The following is a 16,819-nucleotide window of genomic DNA, read 5'->3' as shown; positions in this document are numbered from 1 at the left end:
ATTATGCCTTTCGGCACTCAACCATTGGAAATTTTTTTACATCTGCATTTGAATTAAATGAGATTGATTGACAGACGTTTTTCTCCTCCCGTACTTAAAAGAAATAACCACTAAAAAACCAAGGTAAAGTTTGTCAAATTGACGTCAAATTGACGTAACCAAACTGACAATAGAATTAAATTTACCTGTAATAAAGTTTCTTTATGATTTGCCTACCAATTCAACTCTTGGCTAATTCAACATTAAGGAAGACTTTAAGATGAAACTTAAAACTTTAAACATTGCAATGTCTGCGGCCTTAGCCGCTGCCGCATTAAACTTAGCCGGCTGTGCCGGTGAAGACGGTTCTACTGGTGCAGATGGTCAAATCTACGCTACACAACTAGACTTTACTGAAGTAACACCAGCTATTACCGAAGCTGAAAAAAACACTATCCGCACTTCTACCGAAGTCACTATTGCGGGTGAGAGCCAGTCTATTTCTTACACCACATTGATGAAAACCGGTGATGTTGATAACGGCGAAACTTTCGGTATTGTTAAAGATTACCTAGACCAAGTTGCTAAAGCAGCTGATAACTCTGATTACCTATGTAACGGTACTGATGAAGGTGTCGGTTCAGGTCTAGACCACGTTTCATTGCTACAAAAAAATGGTAAAACCTACATGGTTTCACAATTTGAGTGTGCGCCAGGTGCTATGTACATGAACGAAGTCACTCAGGATGCAACGACTGGTGCTTTGTCTGCTACGCCTAATACTTTACAATTTGTTAGCCAAAAATCTGGTTTCGGTGGCTGGGTTCACTGTGCAGGTATGGCTTCTCCTTGGCAGTCACATATCGGTTCTGAAGAATATGAACCAGATGCAAGAGCGAACGTAACTACCTCAGGTTACCCTCTATCAACTATCGATTCTTATTGGGGTGGTGATGCAACTAAATACAGCCCTTACTACTATGGTTGGACGCCTGAAGTTAAAATCGACGCAGACGGCAATCCTGAATTCACCAAGCATTATTCAATGGGCCGTTTCGCGCACGAGCTAGCTTATGTAATGCCTGACGAAAAAACAGTTTACCTAACAGATGACGGTAACAACGGTACGTTGTTCATGTTTGTAGCGGATACAGCTCAAGACCTTTCTGCCGGTACTCTATACGCGGCTAAATGGCACCAGGTTTCTGCAGATAACGCAGGTTCTGCAACGCTAAGTTGGATCAGCCTAGGTCATGCAAGCAATGCTGACATCGAAGCTTTGTTAAACAAAGACAACAACATGAATACGGCAACAGATGCTATCACGTTTGCTGAAATCTTCGACACAGAAGCTCCTAATGTTGACGGTACTTGTCCTACGCCTGGTGACGGTCTAACTACAGGCTTCAAAAACGTGAACACGGCTGCGGGCAATGAGTGTTTGAAACTTAAAGATGTGAACGGTGATACTGCTGTTAACGATTCAGATATCGCTTTGGCTGGTCGTCTAGAATCACGTCGTATGGGTGCTATCCTTGGTGCAACGTCTGAATTCAGCAAAAAAGAAGGTGTAACTTTCAATGCAAAAGACAATCAACTTTATGTTGTTATGTCTAGAATTTACCGTGGTATGACGGCTGGTTCTTCGTATGACCTTGGTGGTAACGATGATATCCAATTGTCTGAAAACACTTGTGGTGCCGTTTACGCACTAGATGTCGCGTATAACGAAACAGTTGGATCTAACTATGTTGCTTACAGCATGAAAGGTTTGATCGCCGGTATCCCTACTACCTACACTGGCACTGCGCTTGAAGGTAACACTTGTGATGTATCTTCACTTGCTGAACCTGACAATGCGACTTTCCTAGAAGGAACTAACACACTTGTTATCGGTGAAGATACTTCTAAGCATCCTAACGATATGGTTTGGTCTTACGATCTAAACACAGGCAAGCTGCAGCGTATTGCAACTGGACCTTATGGTTCTGAAATGACTAACTCTTACTGGTACAAAGATATCAATGGTTTTGGTTATCTAACAAACACTGCACAGCACCCATTCGGTGAAGTTTCAGGCTCTTATGTTCGCCCAGCTGGCGTTGAAGTTAAGTCTGAAGTTGGTGTAGTTGGACCATTTGATTTCAGCAAATTGAAGTAATCACTGGTTCTGTGAACTAAAAAAGGCGCCTTGTGCGCCTTTTTTTAAATCGTATTTTTAAGTTAACGAATTGACTCAGTGAGTTAATTTAAAAGTATTATGAATATGTAGGGTTTTTAAATGAAAAAAATGTATCTATTTTCCGGATTGGCATTGGCGACTGTTTTAGCGACAACGTCCTGCCAAAGTGAGAACAAAAGTTCTAAAGATACTTCAACCAATGAAGATTCAATCAAGAATGTAGCGACTGAAAATGATTTGGGAATCAGCCTGAAATCGAATGAGATTAAACACAACCCTTATGCTTACATTCCAAGCCAATGCTATACGAAGACCAAGATCGACGACAAAGTAAACAACCCTTGCTTTAGTTGCCATACCGTTGGACAGGAACCTAATTATATTGATGACAGTGAGTTTCAATTGATTGCGGACTTTAGGTCAACCACTCGCAAAAACCCTTGGACAAACCTATTTAAAGATCAATCCGAAGCGGTTGGTAAAATCTCCGATGATGCAATTTCACAATATGTGAATCAAACGAACTATTTCACCGAGGAAGGCAAAATTGAATTGGCGGAACGCCTACACGATTTACCGAAAGAGTGGGATTTTGACGGCAACGGGATATGGGATGGCTATACTCCGGATTGCTACTATAACTTTGACAATGAAGGCTATGATCGCGACCCATCCGGAAAAGACACCGGTTGGAGAGCTTTTTCTTATTCGCCTTTCCTAGGAACCTTTTGGCCTACCAACGGCAGTACGGACGATGTATTAATCCGTCTTCCTGAAGCGATGCGTCAAGACCAGCAAGGTAATTACAGTCGAGCGGTTTATCACCTGAACCTATCCATCGTATCGGCAATGATCCAGCGTAAAAATATTGTCATTCCTGAAACGGATGAAAAACTCTACGGTGTCGACTTAAATAAAAATGGTCAGTTGGATATGGCGACCGAGATAGTGTATGACTGGGCGCCTTTACAAAAGCGTTATATGCACTATGTCGGCAAGGCAAAAACTTTGCAGGATGAAGCAAAGTTACACCTGGCTGCCGGGCTTTACCCTGAAGGCACCGAATTTTTACACTCAGTACGCTACTTAGCTTTAGATGAAAAGGGACAAGTGACTTTATCGCCTAGGCTGAAAGAATTGCGCTATGGTAAGAAGCAGTTTTGGAATACTTACTTCCAGCTAAAAAATGCCACCTTATCGGAAATCAAAGAAGTCCATGATTTCCCCGATCGCTTGAGAAAGATTAAAGGCGATGCGGAAATCGGTCTTTCTAATGGCGTTGGCTGGGTCTACCAAGGCTTCATTGAAAATGCCGAAGGGAAGCTTCGTCCACAAAATTATGAAGAGACGCTTAATTGTATTGGCTGTCACTCAGGTATTGGCATCACTGTCGATTCCAGTTTCGCTTTCCAGCGTAAATTAGATACCACTCATTATCAGCAAGGCTGGTATCACTGGACGCAGAAAGGTTTAGCGGGGCTTAAAGAGCCGAAATTCAAAGATGGCGCTTACCAATACACCGAATATTTATTGAATAACAACTCTGCCAACGAATTCCGTAACAACGATGAAGTCATAGCAAAATTCTGGTCGAGCGACGGCGCTATCAAACAAGAGGAAATAGACAAACTCCACGAAGATATCGGCGAACTATTACTCCCATCGGCTGAACGTGCAATGCTACTCAATAAAGCCTATAAAGTGATCGTAGACGAACAGAGTTATATTTATGGCCGCGATGCGCACGTCAAACCGATAACAACCAGCTGGGATATCGTACCGGAAGGCGAAATGACAGGCGTCAAGGAGCCCGTCATTCATAACTAAGCCGTCTTTCGAAATCACGCTTAAAATTCAACGCGATAGGGCTTGCAATTCGACAAGGATTCATGCATAATCCCGCTTTCTTATTTTTCGCTGTTTGAGTCAGCGCTAAGTATAGAAATATTCGAATATTTTTATTTACAAAAAACGAAGGTTTGGAAGGCGTCACCAAATAGGTGGAAGCCCTTTCAAAGCTCCAACATTTAGAGGGATTGTGAAATGTCTAGAGTATGCCAAGTGACAGGAAAACGTCCTGCGGTCGGTAACAATGTTTCTCACTCTCACCGTAAAACACGTCGTCGCTTCTTGCCAAACTTGCAAACGCATCGTTTTTGGTCTGAAGCTGAGAGCCGTTTTGTAAAACTACGCGTATCTACATCAGGTATGCGTATTATCGACAAAAACGGTATTGACTCTGTGATCGCGGAAATGCGTTCACGTGGTGAGAAGGTCTAAGGAGACTGCCATGCGCGATAAGATTAAACTACAGTCAACTGAGTCTGCTTATTTTTATACTACGGATAAAAACAAGAAGAACATGGCTGGTAAATTTGAAATCAAGAAATACGATCCAGTCGTTCGTAAACACGTCTTGTTCAAAGAAGCAAAAATCAAATAAACTTTATCCAAGTTTGGCTGATCAAACCCGATTCAAAAGATCGGGTTTTTTTATGCCCGGATCCCCACCAAAATTCTCTTCACGCCCTTAAACTCACCTCTTCCAGAAAAAGTATCAACTCGACAATTCTATCGAACCTACCCCCTCCTTCTTCGTCAATTTTCAACCCTACGCCTTACTCCATCGCTTCCAAATCAAAAAAACCACACTATTTGATAATTTAAAACATTCAAAATGAGTTAATCGCCATTAACAATCCTTCCTTATCCACCGCTCAATTTGATGGTGTGATTGTCAAAAAATGGTCGAAGCAGGCGATACCGTTCAGGTTGGACAGCCTTTAATCACCTTTGCCAAAAGCAATCATTTAAGCATTGCCGTCAATGTTCCGGTCAATTTAATGATGGGCATCAGCAAAGGTGATATTTTCGACGCTCGATTAGCAAACAAAATGCCGATTAAAGTGGGAGTTGCCCAGATATTCCCGGCAGCCAACAATCAACAACATACGGTTACCGTAAAATTCGACCTGCCGATCGGCACGCCCGCAGCGCCAGGCATGTACCGCCGATGTTTCGGTACTCAACGCATCTTCTCAACAGCAATCCTTCCCGATCGTGCCTGCCTCGGCGATTGTGCAGCGAGGTAGCCTACCTTGCATTTATACGGTCGATCCAAAATCCCAACAAGTTGATTTAAATATTGATACCCAGAAAGATATCGCCGACCTATTAAAGGCGATGACTCACGGGATTCGCAAATGGGAGCGTGTACTCTATCCGATGATGATCGCTTTCATACTGCTGGCCGTGTAAGGATTCTATCTAATTCTGAATATCTCCAAAGACATGAACAATGTCTCTCGTAATATGAGCCAGATTTCGGATAACATGTTAACTATGACCCGAGCCGTCGCCACCATGACCAACACCATGAATCAAAAAATGAACTGTATTGAAGCGCGCTTGATTTCAATGGACTCTCATATGACCAATATCAATGGGCACCTCAACAGCATGAACGGGGAGTTTATCAAAGCGAACAAGGCCATGAACGACATCAACAAAAACCTGACCGATATGAATCAGACACTACACGGAATTCATGAAGCGGTGTACTTTATGGGGTATTCGACCAACAATATGAGCGCCAATTTATCGGAATTAAACGGCAACATCTCTGCCCCTATGAGCAGTATCAATTCGTTCATGCCGTGGTCCGCCATGCCTTCAAACAATCGACAACAATATGCGCCGGCGCCGCCATACGTCATTCCGCCAGCAAACCAAATGCGCATCAATGAGGGGAACAACAAATGAAACCGCAAGATCGATATAAAAAGCTTGAGCAGCATCTGAGTGAAGAAAACCCATTGCTCCTGAACGTAATCAAAAACTATAAAGAACTCGATATCATTGGCTATAAAGCCGGGCTACTGACGAAGGATGAAACCTATGCATCGCAAATTTCCTGGTGGCCGCTCATTTCCATTCTCGGAACGTTTTCGGCCGGAAAATCCTCATTTATCAATCAATACACAAATAACAATGTACAAACTTCCGGCAATCAAGCGGTCGACGAAAAGTTCACTGTAATTTGTTTCGGGAACGGTGATGAAGTGCATACCCTGCCAGGACTCGCATTGGATGCCGATCCGCGCTTTCCTTTTTTTGGTATTGCCGAAGAAATCGACAAGGTTGATCAAGGCGAAGGCAATAAAATCGATCATTACTTGCAACTAAAAACCGTACCGGAAGAGATTCTAAAAGGAAAAATCCTTATCGATTCACCCGGCTTCGATGCAGATGCCCAGCGTGATTCAACCTTAAAACTCACCGACCACATTATCGACATGTCGGATCTGGTACTGGTCTTTTTCGATGCGCGACACCCCGAACCGGGTGCCATGCGAGACACCTTGCATCATCTGGTCAAAACACACCTTAACCGGAAAGATGGCGACAAAATCCTCTACATCCTTAACCAGATTGATACGGCGGCGCAAGAAGACAACCCCGAAGAAGTCATTAGCGCCTGGCAGCGCGCTTTATCGCAACAGGGTTTAATCAGCGGTAACTTCTATACAATCTACAACGAAAAATTAGCGGTTCCGATTGCGGATAGCAGCTTGGCGGAACGTTTCAAACGCAAAAAAGACATGGACTTAGAACGGATTCTCGACCGTATGAATAAAGTCAGTATCGAGCGTGCCTACCGTATAACCCACATGGCGGAAACCCTTGCGAACGAAATCCGCGATCAAAAAATTCCTCAAATCGAAACCGCCATCAAACGTTGGCGAAAAAAAGTGATATTGACCGATATCATTATCATCGGTGCATTCCTGTTTGGATTGGATTGGCTCTACTGGTCAAATCATGACAACTTAACCTCATTCAATGAATGGTTGAGCAACGACTGGCAGCACGGAGCAATCATCAGCGGAATCCTATTAGCCATCGTGTTCGGCATTCACTACTTTTTACGCAATAAGTTCTGCCATTACGATGCCCGTAAACTTGAAACCGAACAGCCCGATATCGCCAATGCTTTGCGCTACAACAACCGCTTTTGGCGCGGCATGTTCAGTCAACACGTCAGGGGCTGGGGAAGACGTAACCAAAAACGACTGGTATCCATTGTGCAATCCAGCAAACAAGCCATACAAAGCCTGACCGACCAATTTGCAAATCCGTCCGGCCAAAGTATAAGTCACTCTTCAAATAAGACGGAGATCTCTCAGGAGCCAGATGAAAATCAGGAAACCCCGGAAGAAGATATTGAAAACCTTTCCAAGGCCGAAGCAAAAGTATTCGAACAAATTGATAACAGCGGAAGCAACCGCTAACTGAATCGCGACAACACAACGTTTTGCATTGCGGAAATTGCTGAAACTGTCGGCGCAGTTCAGCAATGCAGAACCCAACGACCGGAAATTAAGCCACGGCAACTCCGGTTCCTTTAGCTTAATCCAGACCTTTAACTTAACACCTCCTCAAATCCCCTAAAAAATTGGGTAAAGGAGACCTCTAATCTTTTTGTTCTACAACCACCCGGTTTCGGCCTTGTGACTTGGCTTCATAAAGCAACTTATCCACTTTATTTAAAACCGTAGAACTATCGGTCAACTCCTGACTTTCGATAAAAATCGCACCGATCGATATCGTGACCACTCGGTAAGGAGACGCCGGGTTTTCTATCGACAACGCGGCAACCTCGTCACAGATTTTTTGTAAATGCGTCTGAAGCAGTGAATAGGATTCAAGATAGGCCACCGCCATGAATTCCTCGCCGCCAACACGGAAAACGAAATCATCTCCACGTGAAAAGGAATCCTTAATCACGGATGTAACTTCTTTTAAGACTTCATCGCCCCGTTGGTGCCCGAAAGCATCGTTGATTGACTTAAAATAATCGATATCGAACATCACTAACGACAAGGGCATTTTCTCGCGCCGAGCTCGAGTCAACTCTCTCTCTAGAATTTGATTAAAATAACGCCGGTTATACAATCCGGTCAAATCATCGACAATCGACAACTGTTCGATACGTTTCTTGTCGGTGATATTAATTCGGGTTGCCATGACCCGCTTCACGTTTCCAAATATGTCTTTAATCGGCGTCAACGTTAAATCCACCCAGTAAGCCCCTCCTAAACGAGTACGCCCTTGCATCTCACCCTTCCACTCTTTGCCTTTCAACAACAGCTGAAAAATCCTATTCTTAGCTTCATCGGACATAGAATCTCGAGCTAGATTCAAATAACTCATACCGACCAACTCTTCCCGTGAATAACCACTTAACTTTGCAAAAGAGTCGCTCGAATAAATAATCTTTTTAGTCTTAATGTCGATTTCTGTCGCAAAAGACAATTCATGGATCTGGTGGATATACTCTTTCTGTCGTCTTTTCTGATACGCGTAAAACAAGACTAAAGAGATTAGAATCACAAACACCACTAACAACGGAATCCCGATTTCCATCATCTGCCGAGAATCCATTTTCTTCACCACTTCCAACTTGATCCAATGATCAAAAATTGCGCGGCGCTCTTGTTCGGTCACCGAATCGAGGGCTTTTTGAATAATACTGAATAATAACGGATTGTCTTTTCTAACTCCCATCGCCAATTCAAAACGCTGATCGAATTGACCGACAATTCTCATACCTTCAAAACCGTATTTTCGAATTGCATAATTGATTGCGGCAAGATTTCCCGTATAGGCAATCACGCGACCATCCATCACGGCATCGAGGCCTTCCTTAACCGAATCCACCAATAAAACATGGATTTTAGGGTAATTTTTTTGCAAATACTCCTGACTCCAATATCCCTTAACCACGGCCACCGACAAGCCATTCAATTGCGAGTATTCATCAATAAAAGTCATCCCGTTCTTTGCCGCTAAAACCATCGGAAACGACAAAAAGGGCTTTGTGAAATTCATATAAGCTTGGCGATCTTCGGTCGGAACAGCACAAGCGTACATATCCAATTCCCCACGTTGAGCCATATCCACGACTTCCGACCAGGATTTATCCGTTACAGGTTCAAACTTCAAACCGAACTTCTTTTCGAATAACTTCAAATACTCTGCTGCAATTCCTCGATTTACGCCTTGATCGTCAATAAATTCAAAGGGTTCCCAATGCGTGTCGTTCGCGAGTTTAATGACGGGATGGTGCGATAAATATTCGATTTCCTCCGAGGTCAAGGTTGCTCGATTCGGATCGAATAAAAAATGGTTGATATCAATGTTATCAAACTGCTCTTGCGTGATTAAGCCTGCTTCTTTAGCACCCACAGCCGTGGCCAACAACTTTGCAGTCTCGACCTTTCCAATCGGCGTATCACCGGACTTCACATACCGGGTCGTCGCCTTCGCTTCGGCCAATAAAGCTTCTCTGGACTTAAGAACCGGATAATTCGCCATGATGTAATCCACCACCTCCGCCTGATGATCAAGCGCGTATTTCCATCCTTTGATCGTTGCCTGTTTAAACTTTTCCACTACGGCCGGCTGTAGCTGTGCTTTGCTTTGCGAGGTAATCAAAAAGTCCCCGTAACTCTGAACGCCATAAGTTTTGGGATCCAAAATGTAATATGGAATGTTCAACTGTTCCAAACGGTAAGGTTCATTCGTGAAATAAGCGGCATAAAGATCGACTTTATGAGTAATAAAGTCATTAAGATCGCCCGATGACTTCAAAATTTCTATCGGCGTCGATACCAACGACTTCGCTTTATCAACTAAACCGTTAATCTGCAAATTGCCATAATGCATTATCCGTTTACCGGACAATTCCGACAGGTCCGTGATTGGAAAATGTGACAGCAATACCATTGGAGAAAACTGAAATGAGGCCATCACCAAGCTAATCGGCTCTCCCTTGGCATAATCGACAACCAATGTCCCGTAGCCCACGGCAAAGTCCGCACGTCCGGAGACCACTTCCTCGACCACATTGATTCCCGGATGCCATCCCTCAATCGTGACATCTAAACCGGCTTCCTTGTAATATCCTTGCTTAAGGGCGGCATAATACCCTGCAAACTGAAATTGATGATTCCAGTTTACTTGCAAGCTAATGGGTTGTAATGATTGAGAATCTTCTTCTGCGACAGCAAATTTTGGCATTACCAAACAACAAGCTAGAAAAGCCCAAAATAAGAAAGGGAAAGAGGAATGGAACCGGAAATATTTCATCATCGCTTATAAAACAGGTATAGATAAGAAACCATACAATAAAAGTCACAAAGAGGGAATGGATTTTTTATCTTTCACAGATGCGAAACATTATGTGCTTTCAATAAAACATGTACTTAAATTATTGGAACGTTAAATAAACAAGATTTTTAAAGGTTGCCGTCAATCCTCTTTTACCCTCATGGCGGGCGGGATGCGTTCCGACGCGCTCGGCGGTTTATTTTCCTGAAGACCGCGCAACTCTGAAAACGCCTCGTCAACGGACTTAAAGCTGGCCAAAATTTCTCCACCTTTGCTGATTAGAAAATAATCGCCGTCATACTCCAGATCGTATTGAGAGGTTTTCATTGCACCCCCTTCGGGCTTGGACTGCTTAATTCATTGACAATCTGTCATCAAAAATCCGTCATCGAAAAACGCAAACCCATTAAAGTCATTTTTTTGGCTTGATCCAGTGAAATTTTCATTACAATAAGCCACTTAACCAAACTTACTTAATACCGACCTAGAAATATCCATGCCAGAACTACCCGAAGTCGAAACCACCCGAAGAGGCATTGAGCCTAAAATTGACCGCCAAACCATCACCAAAGTCGTGATACGCAACCCTAATCTGCGTTGGCCGGTAGATGCAACGCTCCCGCATAAATTAACCGGTTTGTCTATTCTGGAAGTAGGACGTCGCGGTAAATACCTGCTATTAAAAACCGAAAAAGGCACTCTTTTGGTTCATTTAGGCATGTCCGGCAACCTGCGGGTATTGCCTGTCGGCACCCAGACTCAAAAACACGACCATGTCGATATCGAATTTGATAACGGATTTTTATTACGCTTGAATGATCCCCGTCGCTTTGGCGCAGTGCTCTGGCACGATCCAAAGGATGGAGAACTAGACGCCCACGAACGCCTTGCCTCTCTTGGGCCGGAACCACTTTCAAACGAGTTCAACGGTACTTACCTGTACCATCAATCACGCAACCGAAAAGTGGCGGTGAAAAGTTTTATTATGAACAGTCATATCGTTGTTGGTGCGGGCAATATCTACGCTAACGAATCTCTGTTTCTGTCAAAAATTCACCCTCAAACGCCGGCGCAGCAGTTGACTAAAGCCCAGTGCGAAACGTTGGCGAACCATATTAAATCGGTATTGACCGCCGCTATCGAACAAGGCGGCACCACCCTCAAAGACTTTTTGAATGCAGATGGTAAGCCGGGGTACTTCGTGCAAAAACTCAATGTTTATGGCAGAGACAAGCAGGCTTGTCCGGTTTGCGGCACACCAATCGAACGAATCGTTTTAAACCAACGCGCCAGTTACTTCTGTCCAAAATGCCAGCCCCTCAAGCGACGCCAATCTAAAAAATAAATATCGATCTCTCCTCTTGCCCAAATAATCCGGGCGGTTTAGCCAATCAAGCTTCAACGGAAACCGGCGGGAATCCTATTATTCGGCGAGAACCACCGATTTGATCAGAACAAACAACTCTAAACCGACATGCAAATCCAAACGTTGCGTCGATTGTGCGGTCACTTCGGCAAACAATTTTTGTCCGTCCCTCAATTGTACGCGCACCAATACACGATGCTCGCCTTCGGGGATCAATTCGACTATCCTCGCCGGCAAATGATTCACAATACTCAACGATTGCGGATCCGAAAGCGCCAAGCTCACATCCCGCGCCAAAACCCGTACCCGCACCATCGACTTATTAATATCGTGCGTGTCCGACAACCATAAAGTGTCCTCCCCCAAACCGACCGGACGTAACCCCGATTCGATAGGCAGAACCTTGCCTTCCAAAACCGTCACCGCGCCCTGCTCGTCGAACAATGGAGAATCGACTCTGGACAAGGCCTGTTGCAATGACTCAATCGACTCGATGCGCCCATCTTTCATGAACACGATACGATCGGCTAAGCGTTCGACTTCTGACGGTGCGTGGGTGATATAGAGCACTGGAATCCGATAGGCTTCGACAACCTCTTCAATCAGGGTCAGCATCTCCGCTTTGGCGCGCCAATCCAATGCCGACAACGGTTCGTCCATACATAGGATTTCCGGACGGCTCAGCAGTGCTCTCGCAATCGCCACACGCTGACGCTCTCCCCCGGACAAAAACGTCACGGTTCGATCCAGTTTATCTGCGATACCGACGCGACTGACGATTTCGTTGAAATCATCGGCCGACAATTTATCCACGCTCTTAGGCAAACGCTTCATTCCGTAATTCAAATTCTGGCGCACCGTCATATGCGGAAACAACGCCGCATCCTGAAATACGAAACCGATATTACGTGCTTGCGGCACTAGACGACGATTGTCTTCCTGCCACGCTTTGCCGTTCACCGTTAAGCTTCCCCGGGTGCGTTTGTCCAAACCGCTGATTGCGCGCAGCAATGTACTTTTACCGCTACCCGAACGTCCGAACAGCACGGTCACCCCTTCCAAATCCAAACTGAAATGTCCGCTATCGAGTTCGAACTCGCCCAGTTTCAGCGTCAAATTTCCCTGCATCATCGGCTTGCTTTGCATCTCTTAACCCACCTTCACGCCAAAACGGCGATTGAGGCCGTAAACCAACATCAAAACCAGTAACGCAAAAACCAACATCATCGCCGACAGAATATGCGCCTGATCGTATTCCAGACTTTCGACATGATCGAAAATATCGATCGAAACCATGCGGGTTTCACCCGGAATGTTACCGCCCACCATCAATACCACGCCGAATTCGCCGACGGTATGAGCAAACGTCAGAGTCGCCGCCACTAAAAATCCACGATGCGACAACGGCACGACAATCGAAAAGAAACGATCCAATGCCCCGGCACGCAAAGTAGCGGCGGCATCCAACAGGCGTTGAGGAATCGCCTCAAACGCATGCATCAACGGCTGGACGGCAAACGGCAGCGAATAAAAGACGGAACCGATCACCAGACCGGTCTTACTGAAAGTCAATTGTCCTTCAAAGCCGAAAAAGCGCAAAAATTCGGTCACCGGCCCGGTCGGATTGAAAACGATCAACAGGTAAAAGCCGAGTACCGTCGGCGGCAACACCAACGGCAAAGCCACCAATGCTTCCAGAAGCACCTTATTGGAAGAACGCATCTGAGCCATCCTCCACGCTAAGGGCGTTCCCACCACCAGCAACACCAAGGTGGTGATTAAAGCCACCTCCAAGGTTAACCAGATAGGGTCTAAATTGATTTCGGTTCCGAAAATTTCTAGCATCGACTCTTCCTAAGACTGCGATTCAGCCCGCGTTTCAATAACGGATACGCCAAGCTTTCAAACAAAAAACGACCAAACCGGTCGTTTTTACACCACAATCATACACAATTAATTTAATAGCGAATTTTAACTGACGTTGTATCCAAATTTCTTGATAATCGCAATCGCCTTCGGGGTTTTAATAAACTTCATAAACGCTTGAACGGCGACATTGTCTTTACCGCGTTTGGTAATGATGGCACCTTGGTTAATAGGTTTGTAATCGGCTTGCGGAACCACCCAATACTCGCCTTTTTGATAAACCGGACTTTGCGGATCGACCACTTGAGACATGGCGACAAAACCGATTTCCGCATTATGGGTCGCAACGTACTGAAACGCATGCGCGATACTCTCGCCGTTGACCAGTTTGGACTTCACGCCGTCATACAAGCCTTTACTCTTCAAATAGGCCACGGCACGTTCACCGTAAGGCGCCGTTTTCGGGTTAGCCACGGCCAAATGTTTGAACTCGGCCGCTTTTAAAACTTCCAACGGCTGCTCCTTCACCGGATAGTCGGCGCTGTACAGTACGATCTGCCCTTGCGCATAAACAAAATAGGACTCCGCCAATCCGATACCATCCTCGATCGTCTTCTTAGGTCGGCGCTCGTCGGCACCAAAGAAAGCATCGAACGGCGCACCGTTTTTAATTTGCGCATACAACTTACCGGTCGGACCGAACGAAAACTTAACCTGGTGTCCGGTCTCTTTCTCAAATGCCTTCCCCACCTCTTCAATGGTTTTAGTAAAGTTGGCGGCCACCGCGATCTTGGCCGTTTCTGCAATCGCCTGCGAAGTCACCAACAAACCACCCGCCAACATCAACGCTCTAAAGACATTTTTCATATTTCTTTCTCCATTCAACTTTATTAAACGCCATCGCATATGAACTTACATACATATCGATGGCCAAAAAATTTTTGCCCGCAGGCAAATCACTTAATCCGCAACAGCCAACAATACATGACTGGCCTTGAACAACGCACAGCAGCGACTGCCGGTTTCAAGTTTCAGATTTTCCAGACTCTGGTTGGTGACAATCGCCGAAACCTGCTGACCGCCTTCCATCTCAATCGTAACGTCGCTGTTGACGGCACCTTTTTCAACCGCACTGACCCGCCCGCAAAACTGATTACGCGCACTGGTCTTGAATCCGCCTTCCAACTCTTCGGTCAAGATAACCCAGCTCGCTTTTACCAACGCATACGCATCGGAACCCACTTCCAACCCCAAGCGCTCGACGCTTTCCGGGGTAATCTGCGCCACCACGTCCATGTCTCCGCCGATCGACAAAACCACTTCGCTGTTGACCGCCCCCTTGGTAATCGAAGTGACGCTGCCGTGAAACAAATTACGTGCACTGGTTTTCATCGAAATCTTCCTCATAATTTCCAACTGACTCAAGACGCCCGGGGAGAGCGTTTCCAGCTCCCGCATCCAATGCTGCATCTGTTCGTTAAACAGCAAATAGGCACTCACCAAGGCTTCGCCCGCTTCGGTCAGCACCATGCCGCCTCCGCCGCTACCGCCTTTTTGCGCTCGAACCAATTCTTCACCCGCTGCCAGATTCATCGCCTCTATCGCCTGCCATGCGCCTTTATAGCTCATGCCACACGCTTTTGCCGCCGCCGAAAGCGATCCTAAAGTAGCGATCTTGCTCAACAATAACAAACGGCGTTGACCGGAACGGGTCTGCTTACTGCCCATCAAAAAAGACTGCACAAGTTGTTCGGGATGCGAGTGTGTCAAATCAATATTACCTTAAGTACATAACGATTGAATTATAACGAGGCTTAAACTGAAGTCAATAGTGATTGTTTAACCTTACATAACATGGTATTTTCAGAAAATCGAAACCAAGCCTCAAACAAAGCCCTCATGCCATGAAATGGATTAACACCGCTAAACAGTTTTTAGGAATCAATCCCAGCCCGGTCAGCCACAGCGAAAAGATCATTTCCGCCGTCGGCGGCTTTATCGCTTTATTTGTGATTCTGACCATCACCCAGACATTTCTCGGTTTATCCGAAAGTTGGGGCATTATCGCTTCCATGGGGGCTTCCGCCGTCTTGCTGTTTGTCGTTCCCAAGGGACCGCTTTCCCAACCCTGGTCACTATTGGGCGGCCATGTATTATCGGCTATCGTCGGTGTCAGCTGCGCTTTATGGATTGACGACCCTCTAATCGCGGCTGCCTGCGCCGTCGGCTTGAGTATTGCAGTAATGTATTATCTGAACTGCGTCCATCCGCCCGGCGGCGCAACCGCTTTATACGCCGTCATCGGCGGCGAAAACATTCACGCTATGGGTTACGAATTCGTGATCACACCGGTTTTACTCGACGCTCTCGCCATTCTCGGCATTGCCATCCTCTTCAACTCTCTGTTCTACTGGCGTCGTTATCCGGCATTTTTACAACAGAGACAACAGCAAGTCCCCACGCCCAAAATAGAGCACGAAAGCATTTCCCACGAAGACTTTCTGCAAGCCTTGAAACAAGTGGACTCTTTTGTAGACGTTAACGAACACGACCTGAGACGCATCTTCGACCTCGCCAATCTAAGCGCTTCAAAAGCGCATTTACTCAGTGACGATATCGAGCTGGGCGCCTTCTACAGCAACGGTCAGCTGGGGAAAGACTGGAGCGTACGCCGAATTATCGACGAGTCCGTCAGCGACGATCCAGCCAAAGATTTTGTTATTTTCAAACAGGTTGCCGGTCAGGAAGCCAAACGCAGCGACTGCATGACACGAAGCGAATTTGCCCGCTGGGCCAAATACCGGGTAATGGAAGAAAACGGCAGTTGGAAGCGCTACTCGCCGGAATAACTTAATAGCACGGTCACACCCTGAATCGAGCGTGACGAAAAGCTGAAGATCACAACCATCATCTTAAGAATGTATTGTGGGGCTATTTAAAAGACAGTATGATTTGAGCATGAAAATGACAAAACTGACATACGCACTGGCCGGCCTGCTGGTTCTTTTCAGCCTCAACGGTTGCGAAAAGTCGACGCCTGAAAACATAACCCAATGGCCGCTGATGAAAGAGTGCGACCTGCATCACCAGACCTGTGTTGCAACCGTCGGCGATGCCCAAGTCAGTCTGAAAATCAGCCCGCATCCGATTCCCATCGCTAAACCTCTAGGAATCGAAGTCAGCCTAAAAAACCTGGCCGCTCATAAAATCGAATTGGATATTTCGGGTGTGAATATGTATATGGGGTATAACCG

The 16,819-nt window shown here is 45.6% G+C and carries 16 protein-coding genes and 1 pseudogene; 11 read left to right on the top strand and 6 right to left on the bottom strand.

Translation table 11 applies throughout. The features are described 5' to 3' along the window. Positions 1–259: 259 nt before the first annotated feature. The 8 genes from ABY044_RS01260 to ABY044_RS01225 all read left to right on the top strand — a co-directional run bounded on the left by ABY044_RS01260 (position 260) and on the right by ABY044_RS01225 (position 7,452). Positions 260–2,140 (top strand): alkaline phosphatase PhoX, encoded by a 1,881-nt coding sequence (locus tag ABY044_RS01260; RefSeq protein ID WP_373017327.1) that lies wholly within the window; start codon positions 260–262, stop codon positions 2,138–2,140. Between the two features lie 120 nt (positions 2,141–2,260). Next, positions 2,261–3,988: a hypothetical protein gene (locus ABY044_RS01255; protein ID WP_373017325.1), complete on the top strand. Its 1,728-nt coding sequence runs from the start codon at positions 2,261–2,263 to the stop codon at positions 3,986–3,988. Positions 3,989–4,204: 216 nt separating this feature from the next. Further along, positions 4,205–4,441: a 50S ribosomal protein L28 gene (rpmB, locus tag ABY044_RS01250; protein ID WP_028485768.1), complete on the top strand. Its 237-nt coding sequence runs from the start codon at positions 4,205–4,207 to the stop codon at positions 4,439–4,441. 10 nt (positions 4,442–4,451) lie between these two features. Further along, on the top strand, positions 4,452–4,604 hold the full coding sequence (gene rpmG / locus ABY044_RS01245) for a 50S ribosomal protein L33 (protein ID WP_028485767.1): 153 nt from the start codon (positions 4,452–4,454) through the stop codon (positions 4,602–4,604). 301 nt (positions 4,605–4,905) lie between these two features. Continuing rightward, positions 4,906–5,253, top strand: a complete 348-nt coding sequence (locus ABY044_RS01240) for a hypothetical protein (protein ID WP_373017323.1) — start codon at positions 4,906–4,908, stop codon at positions 5,251–5,253. Then, on the top strand, positions 5,240–5,419 hold the full coding sequence (locus ABY044_RS01235; protein ID WP_373017321.1) for a hypothetical protein: 180 nt from the start codon (positions 5,240–5,242) through the stop codon (positions 5,417–5,419). The genes ABY044_RS01240 and ABY044_RS01235 overlap by 14 nt, the downstream gene beginning before the upstream one ends. A 33-nt stretch (positions 5,420–5,452) precedes the next feature. Further along, complete coding sequence (locus ABY044_RS01230) at positions 5,453–5,923, top strand: hypothetical protein (RefSeq protein WP_373017319.1); 471 nt, start codon at positions 5,453–5,455, stop codon at positions 5,921–5,923. Continuing rightward, the gene (locus ABY044_RS01225) at positions 5,920–7,452 is read left to right on the top strand and encodes a dynamin family protein (RefSeq protein WP_373017317.1); all 1,533 of its coding nucleotides are present in this window, start codon (positions 5,920–5,922) and stop codon (positions 7,450–7,452) included. The genes ABY044_RS01230 and ABY044_RS01225 overlap by 4 nt, the downstream gene beginning before the upstream one ends. Positions 7,453–7,633: 181 nt before the next feature. Here ABY044_RS01225 and ABY044_RS01220 read toward each other — a convergent pair whose 3' ends face one another. Both ABY044_RS01220 and ABY044_RS01215 read right to left on the bottom strand, forming a co-directional pair. Continuing rightward, positions 7,634–10,243 (bottom strand): diguanylate cyclase, encoded by a 2,610-nt coding sequence (locus ABY044_RS01220; RefSeq protein ID WP_373017315.1) that lies wholly within the window; start codon positions 10,241–10,243, stop codon positions 7,634–7,636. Positions 10,244–10,474: 231 nt separating this feature from the next. After that, positions 10,475–10,660 carry a hypothetical protein gene (locus tag ABY044_RS01215; RefSeq protein WP_373017313.1) on the bottom strand — a complete coding sequence of 62 codons (186 nt, stop codon included), beginning with the start codon at positions 10,658–10,660 and terminating at the stop codon, positions 10,475–10,477. A gap of 169 nt (positions 10,661–10,829) precedes the next feature. Here ABY044_RS01215 and mutM point away from each other — a divergent pair, with 169 nt between their 5' ends. Next, positions 10,830–11,678, top strand: coding sequence for a bifunctional DNA-formamidopyrimidine glycosylase/DNA-(apurinic or apyrimidinic site) lyase (gene mutM, locus ABY044_RS01210; RefSeq protein WP_373017311.1), 849 nt, complete (start codon positions 10,830–10,832; stop codon positions 11,676–11,678). A 78-nt stretch (positions 11,679–11,756) separates the two neighbouring features. On the opposite strand, the gene modC is transcribed toward mutM, so the two are convergent. The 4 genes from modC to ABY044_RS01190 form a co-directional block, all read right to left on the bottom strand. Further along, positions 11,757–12,845, bottom strand: a complete 1,089-nt coding sequence (gene modC / locus ABY044_RS01205; RefSeq protein WP_373017309.1) for a molybdenum ABC transporter ATP-binding protein — start codon at positions 12,843–12,845, stop codon at positions 11,757–11,759. A gap of 3 nt (positions 12,846–12,848) precedes the next feature. After that, positions 12,849–13,544: a molybdate ABC transporter permease subunit gene (gene modB, locus ABY044_RS01200; RefSeq protein WP_373017307.1), complete on the bottom strand. Its 696-nt coding sequence runs from the start codon at positions 13,542–13,544 to the stop codon at positions 12,849–12,851. A 126-nt stretch (positions 13,545–13,670) separates the two neighbouring features. Further along, the gene (modA, locus tag ABY044_RS01195; protein ID WP_373017305.1) at positions 13,671–14,432 is read right to left on the bottom strand and encodes a molybdate ABC transporter substrate-binding protein; all 762 of its coding nucleotides are present in this window, start codon (positions 14,430–14,432) and stop codon (positions 13,671–13,673) included. Positions 14,433–14,525: 93 nt separating this feature from the next. After that, positions 14,526–15,335 carry a TOBE domain-containing protein gene (locus ABY044_RS01190; protein WP_373017303.1) on the bottom strand — a complete coding sequence of 270 codons (810 nt, stop codon included), beginning with the start codon at positions 15,333–15,335 and terminating at the stop codon, positions 14,526–14,528. 134 nt (positions 15,336–15,469) lie between these two features. Between ABY044_RS01190 and ABY044_RS01185 the strand changes: the two genes are divergently transcribed. Then, the gene (locus tag ABY044_RS01185) at positions 15,470–16,414 is read left to right on the top strand and encodes an HPP family protein (protein WP_373017301.1); all 945 of its coding nucleotides are present in this window, start codon (positions 15,470–15,472) and stop codon (positions 16,412–16,414) included. A gap of 109 nt (positions 16,415–16,523) precedes the next feature. Then, positions 16,524–16,819, top strand: a pseudogene (locus tag ABY044_RS01180) (hypothetical protein); the annotation flags it as partial.

This window comes from Thiomicrorhabdus sp. (genome assembly GCF_041583835.1).
GTDB lineage: Bacteria > Pseudomonadota > Gammaproteobacteria > Thiomicrospirales > Thiomicrospiraceae > Thiomicrorhabdus.
The sequence above is the reverse complement of the archived record's forward strand: the minus strand, read 5'-3'. Positions and strand labels throughout refer to the sequence as shown.

What these genes read in the sequence shown, in the direction of transcription:
- mutM (WP_373017311.1), top strand. Translation starts at nt 10,830, where the DNA reads ATGCCAGAACTACCCGAAGTCGAAACCACCCGAAGAGGCATTGAGCCT.
- modB (WP_373017307.1), bottom strand. Translation starts at nt 13,544, where the DNA reads ATGCTAGAAATTTTCGGAACCGAAATCAATTTAGACCCTATCTGGTTA.
- ABY044_RS01255 (WP_373017325.1), top strand. Translation starts at nt 2,261, where the DNA reads ATGAAAAAAATGTATCTATTTTCCGGATTGGCATTGGCGACTGTTTTA.
- ABY044_RS01220 (WP_373017315.1), bottom strand. Translation starts at nt 10,243, where the DNA reads ATGCCAAAATTTGCTGTCGCAGAAGAAGATTCTCAATCATTACAACCC.
- rpmG (WP_028485767.1), top strand. Translation starts at nt 4,452, where the DNA reads ATGCGCGATAAGATTAAACTACAGTCAACTGAGTCTGCTTATTTTTAT.
- modC (WP_373017309.1), bottom strand. Translation starts at nt 12,845, where the DNA reads ATGCAAAGCAAGCCGATGATGCAGGGAAATTTGACGCTGAAACTGGGC.
- ABY044_RS01260 (WP_373017327.1), top strand. Translation starts at nt 260, where the DNA reads ATGAAACTTAAAACTTTAAACATTGCAATGTCTGCGGCCTTAGCCGCT.
- ABY044_RS01240 (WP_373017323.1), top strand. Translation starts at nt 4,906, where the DNA reads ATGGTCGAAGCAGGCGATACCGTTCAGGTTGGACAGCCTTTAATCACC.
- rpmB (WP_028485768.1), top strand. Translation starts at nt 4,205, where the DNA reads ATGTCTAGAGTATGCCAAGTGACAGGAAAACGTCCTGCGGTCGGTAAC.
- ABY044_RS01185 (WP_373017301.1), top strand. Translation starts at nt 15,470, where the DNA reads ATGAAATGGATTAACACCGCTAAACAGTTTTTAGGAATCAATCCCAGC.
- ABY044_RS01215 (WP_373017313.1), bottom strand. Translation starts at nt 10,660, where the DNA reads ATGAAAACCTCTCAATACGATCTGGAGTATGACGGCGATTATTTTCTA.
- ABY044_RS01225 (WP_373017317.1), top strand. Translation starts at nt 5,920, where the DNA reads ATGAAACCGCAAGATCGATATAAAAAGCTTGAGCAGCATCTGAGTGAA.
- ABY044_RS01230 (WP_373017319.1), top strand. Translation starts at nt 5,453, where the DNA reads ATGAACAATGTCTCTCGTAATATGAGCCAGATTTCGGATAACATGTTA.
- modA (WP_373017305.1), bottom strand. Translation starts at nt 14,432, where the DNA reads ATGAAAAATGTCTTTAGAGCGTTGATGTTGGCGGGTGGTTTGTTGGTG.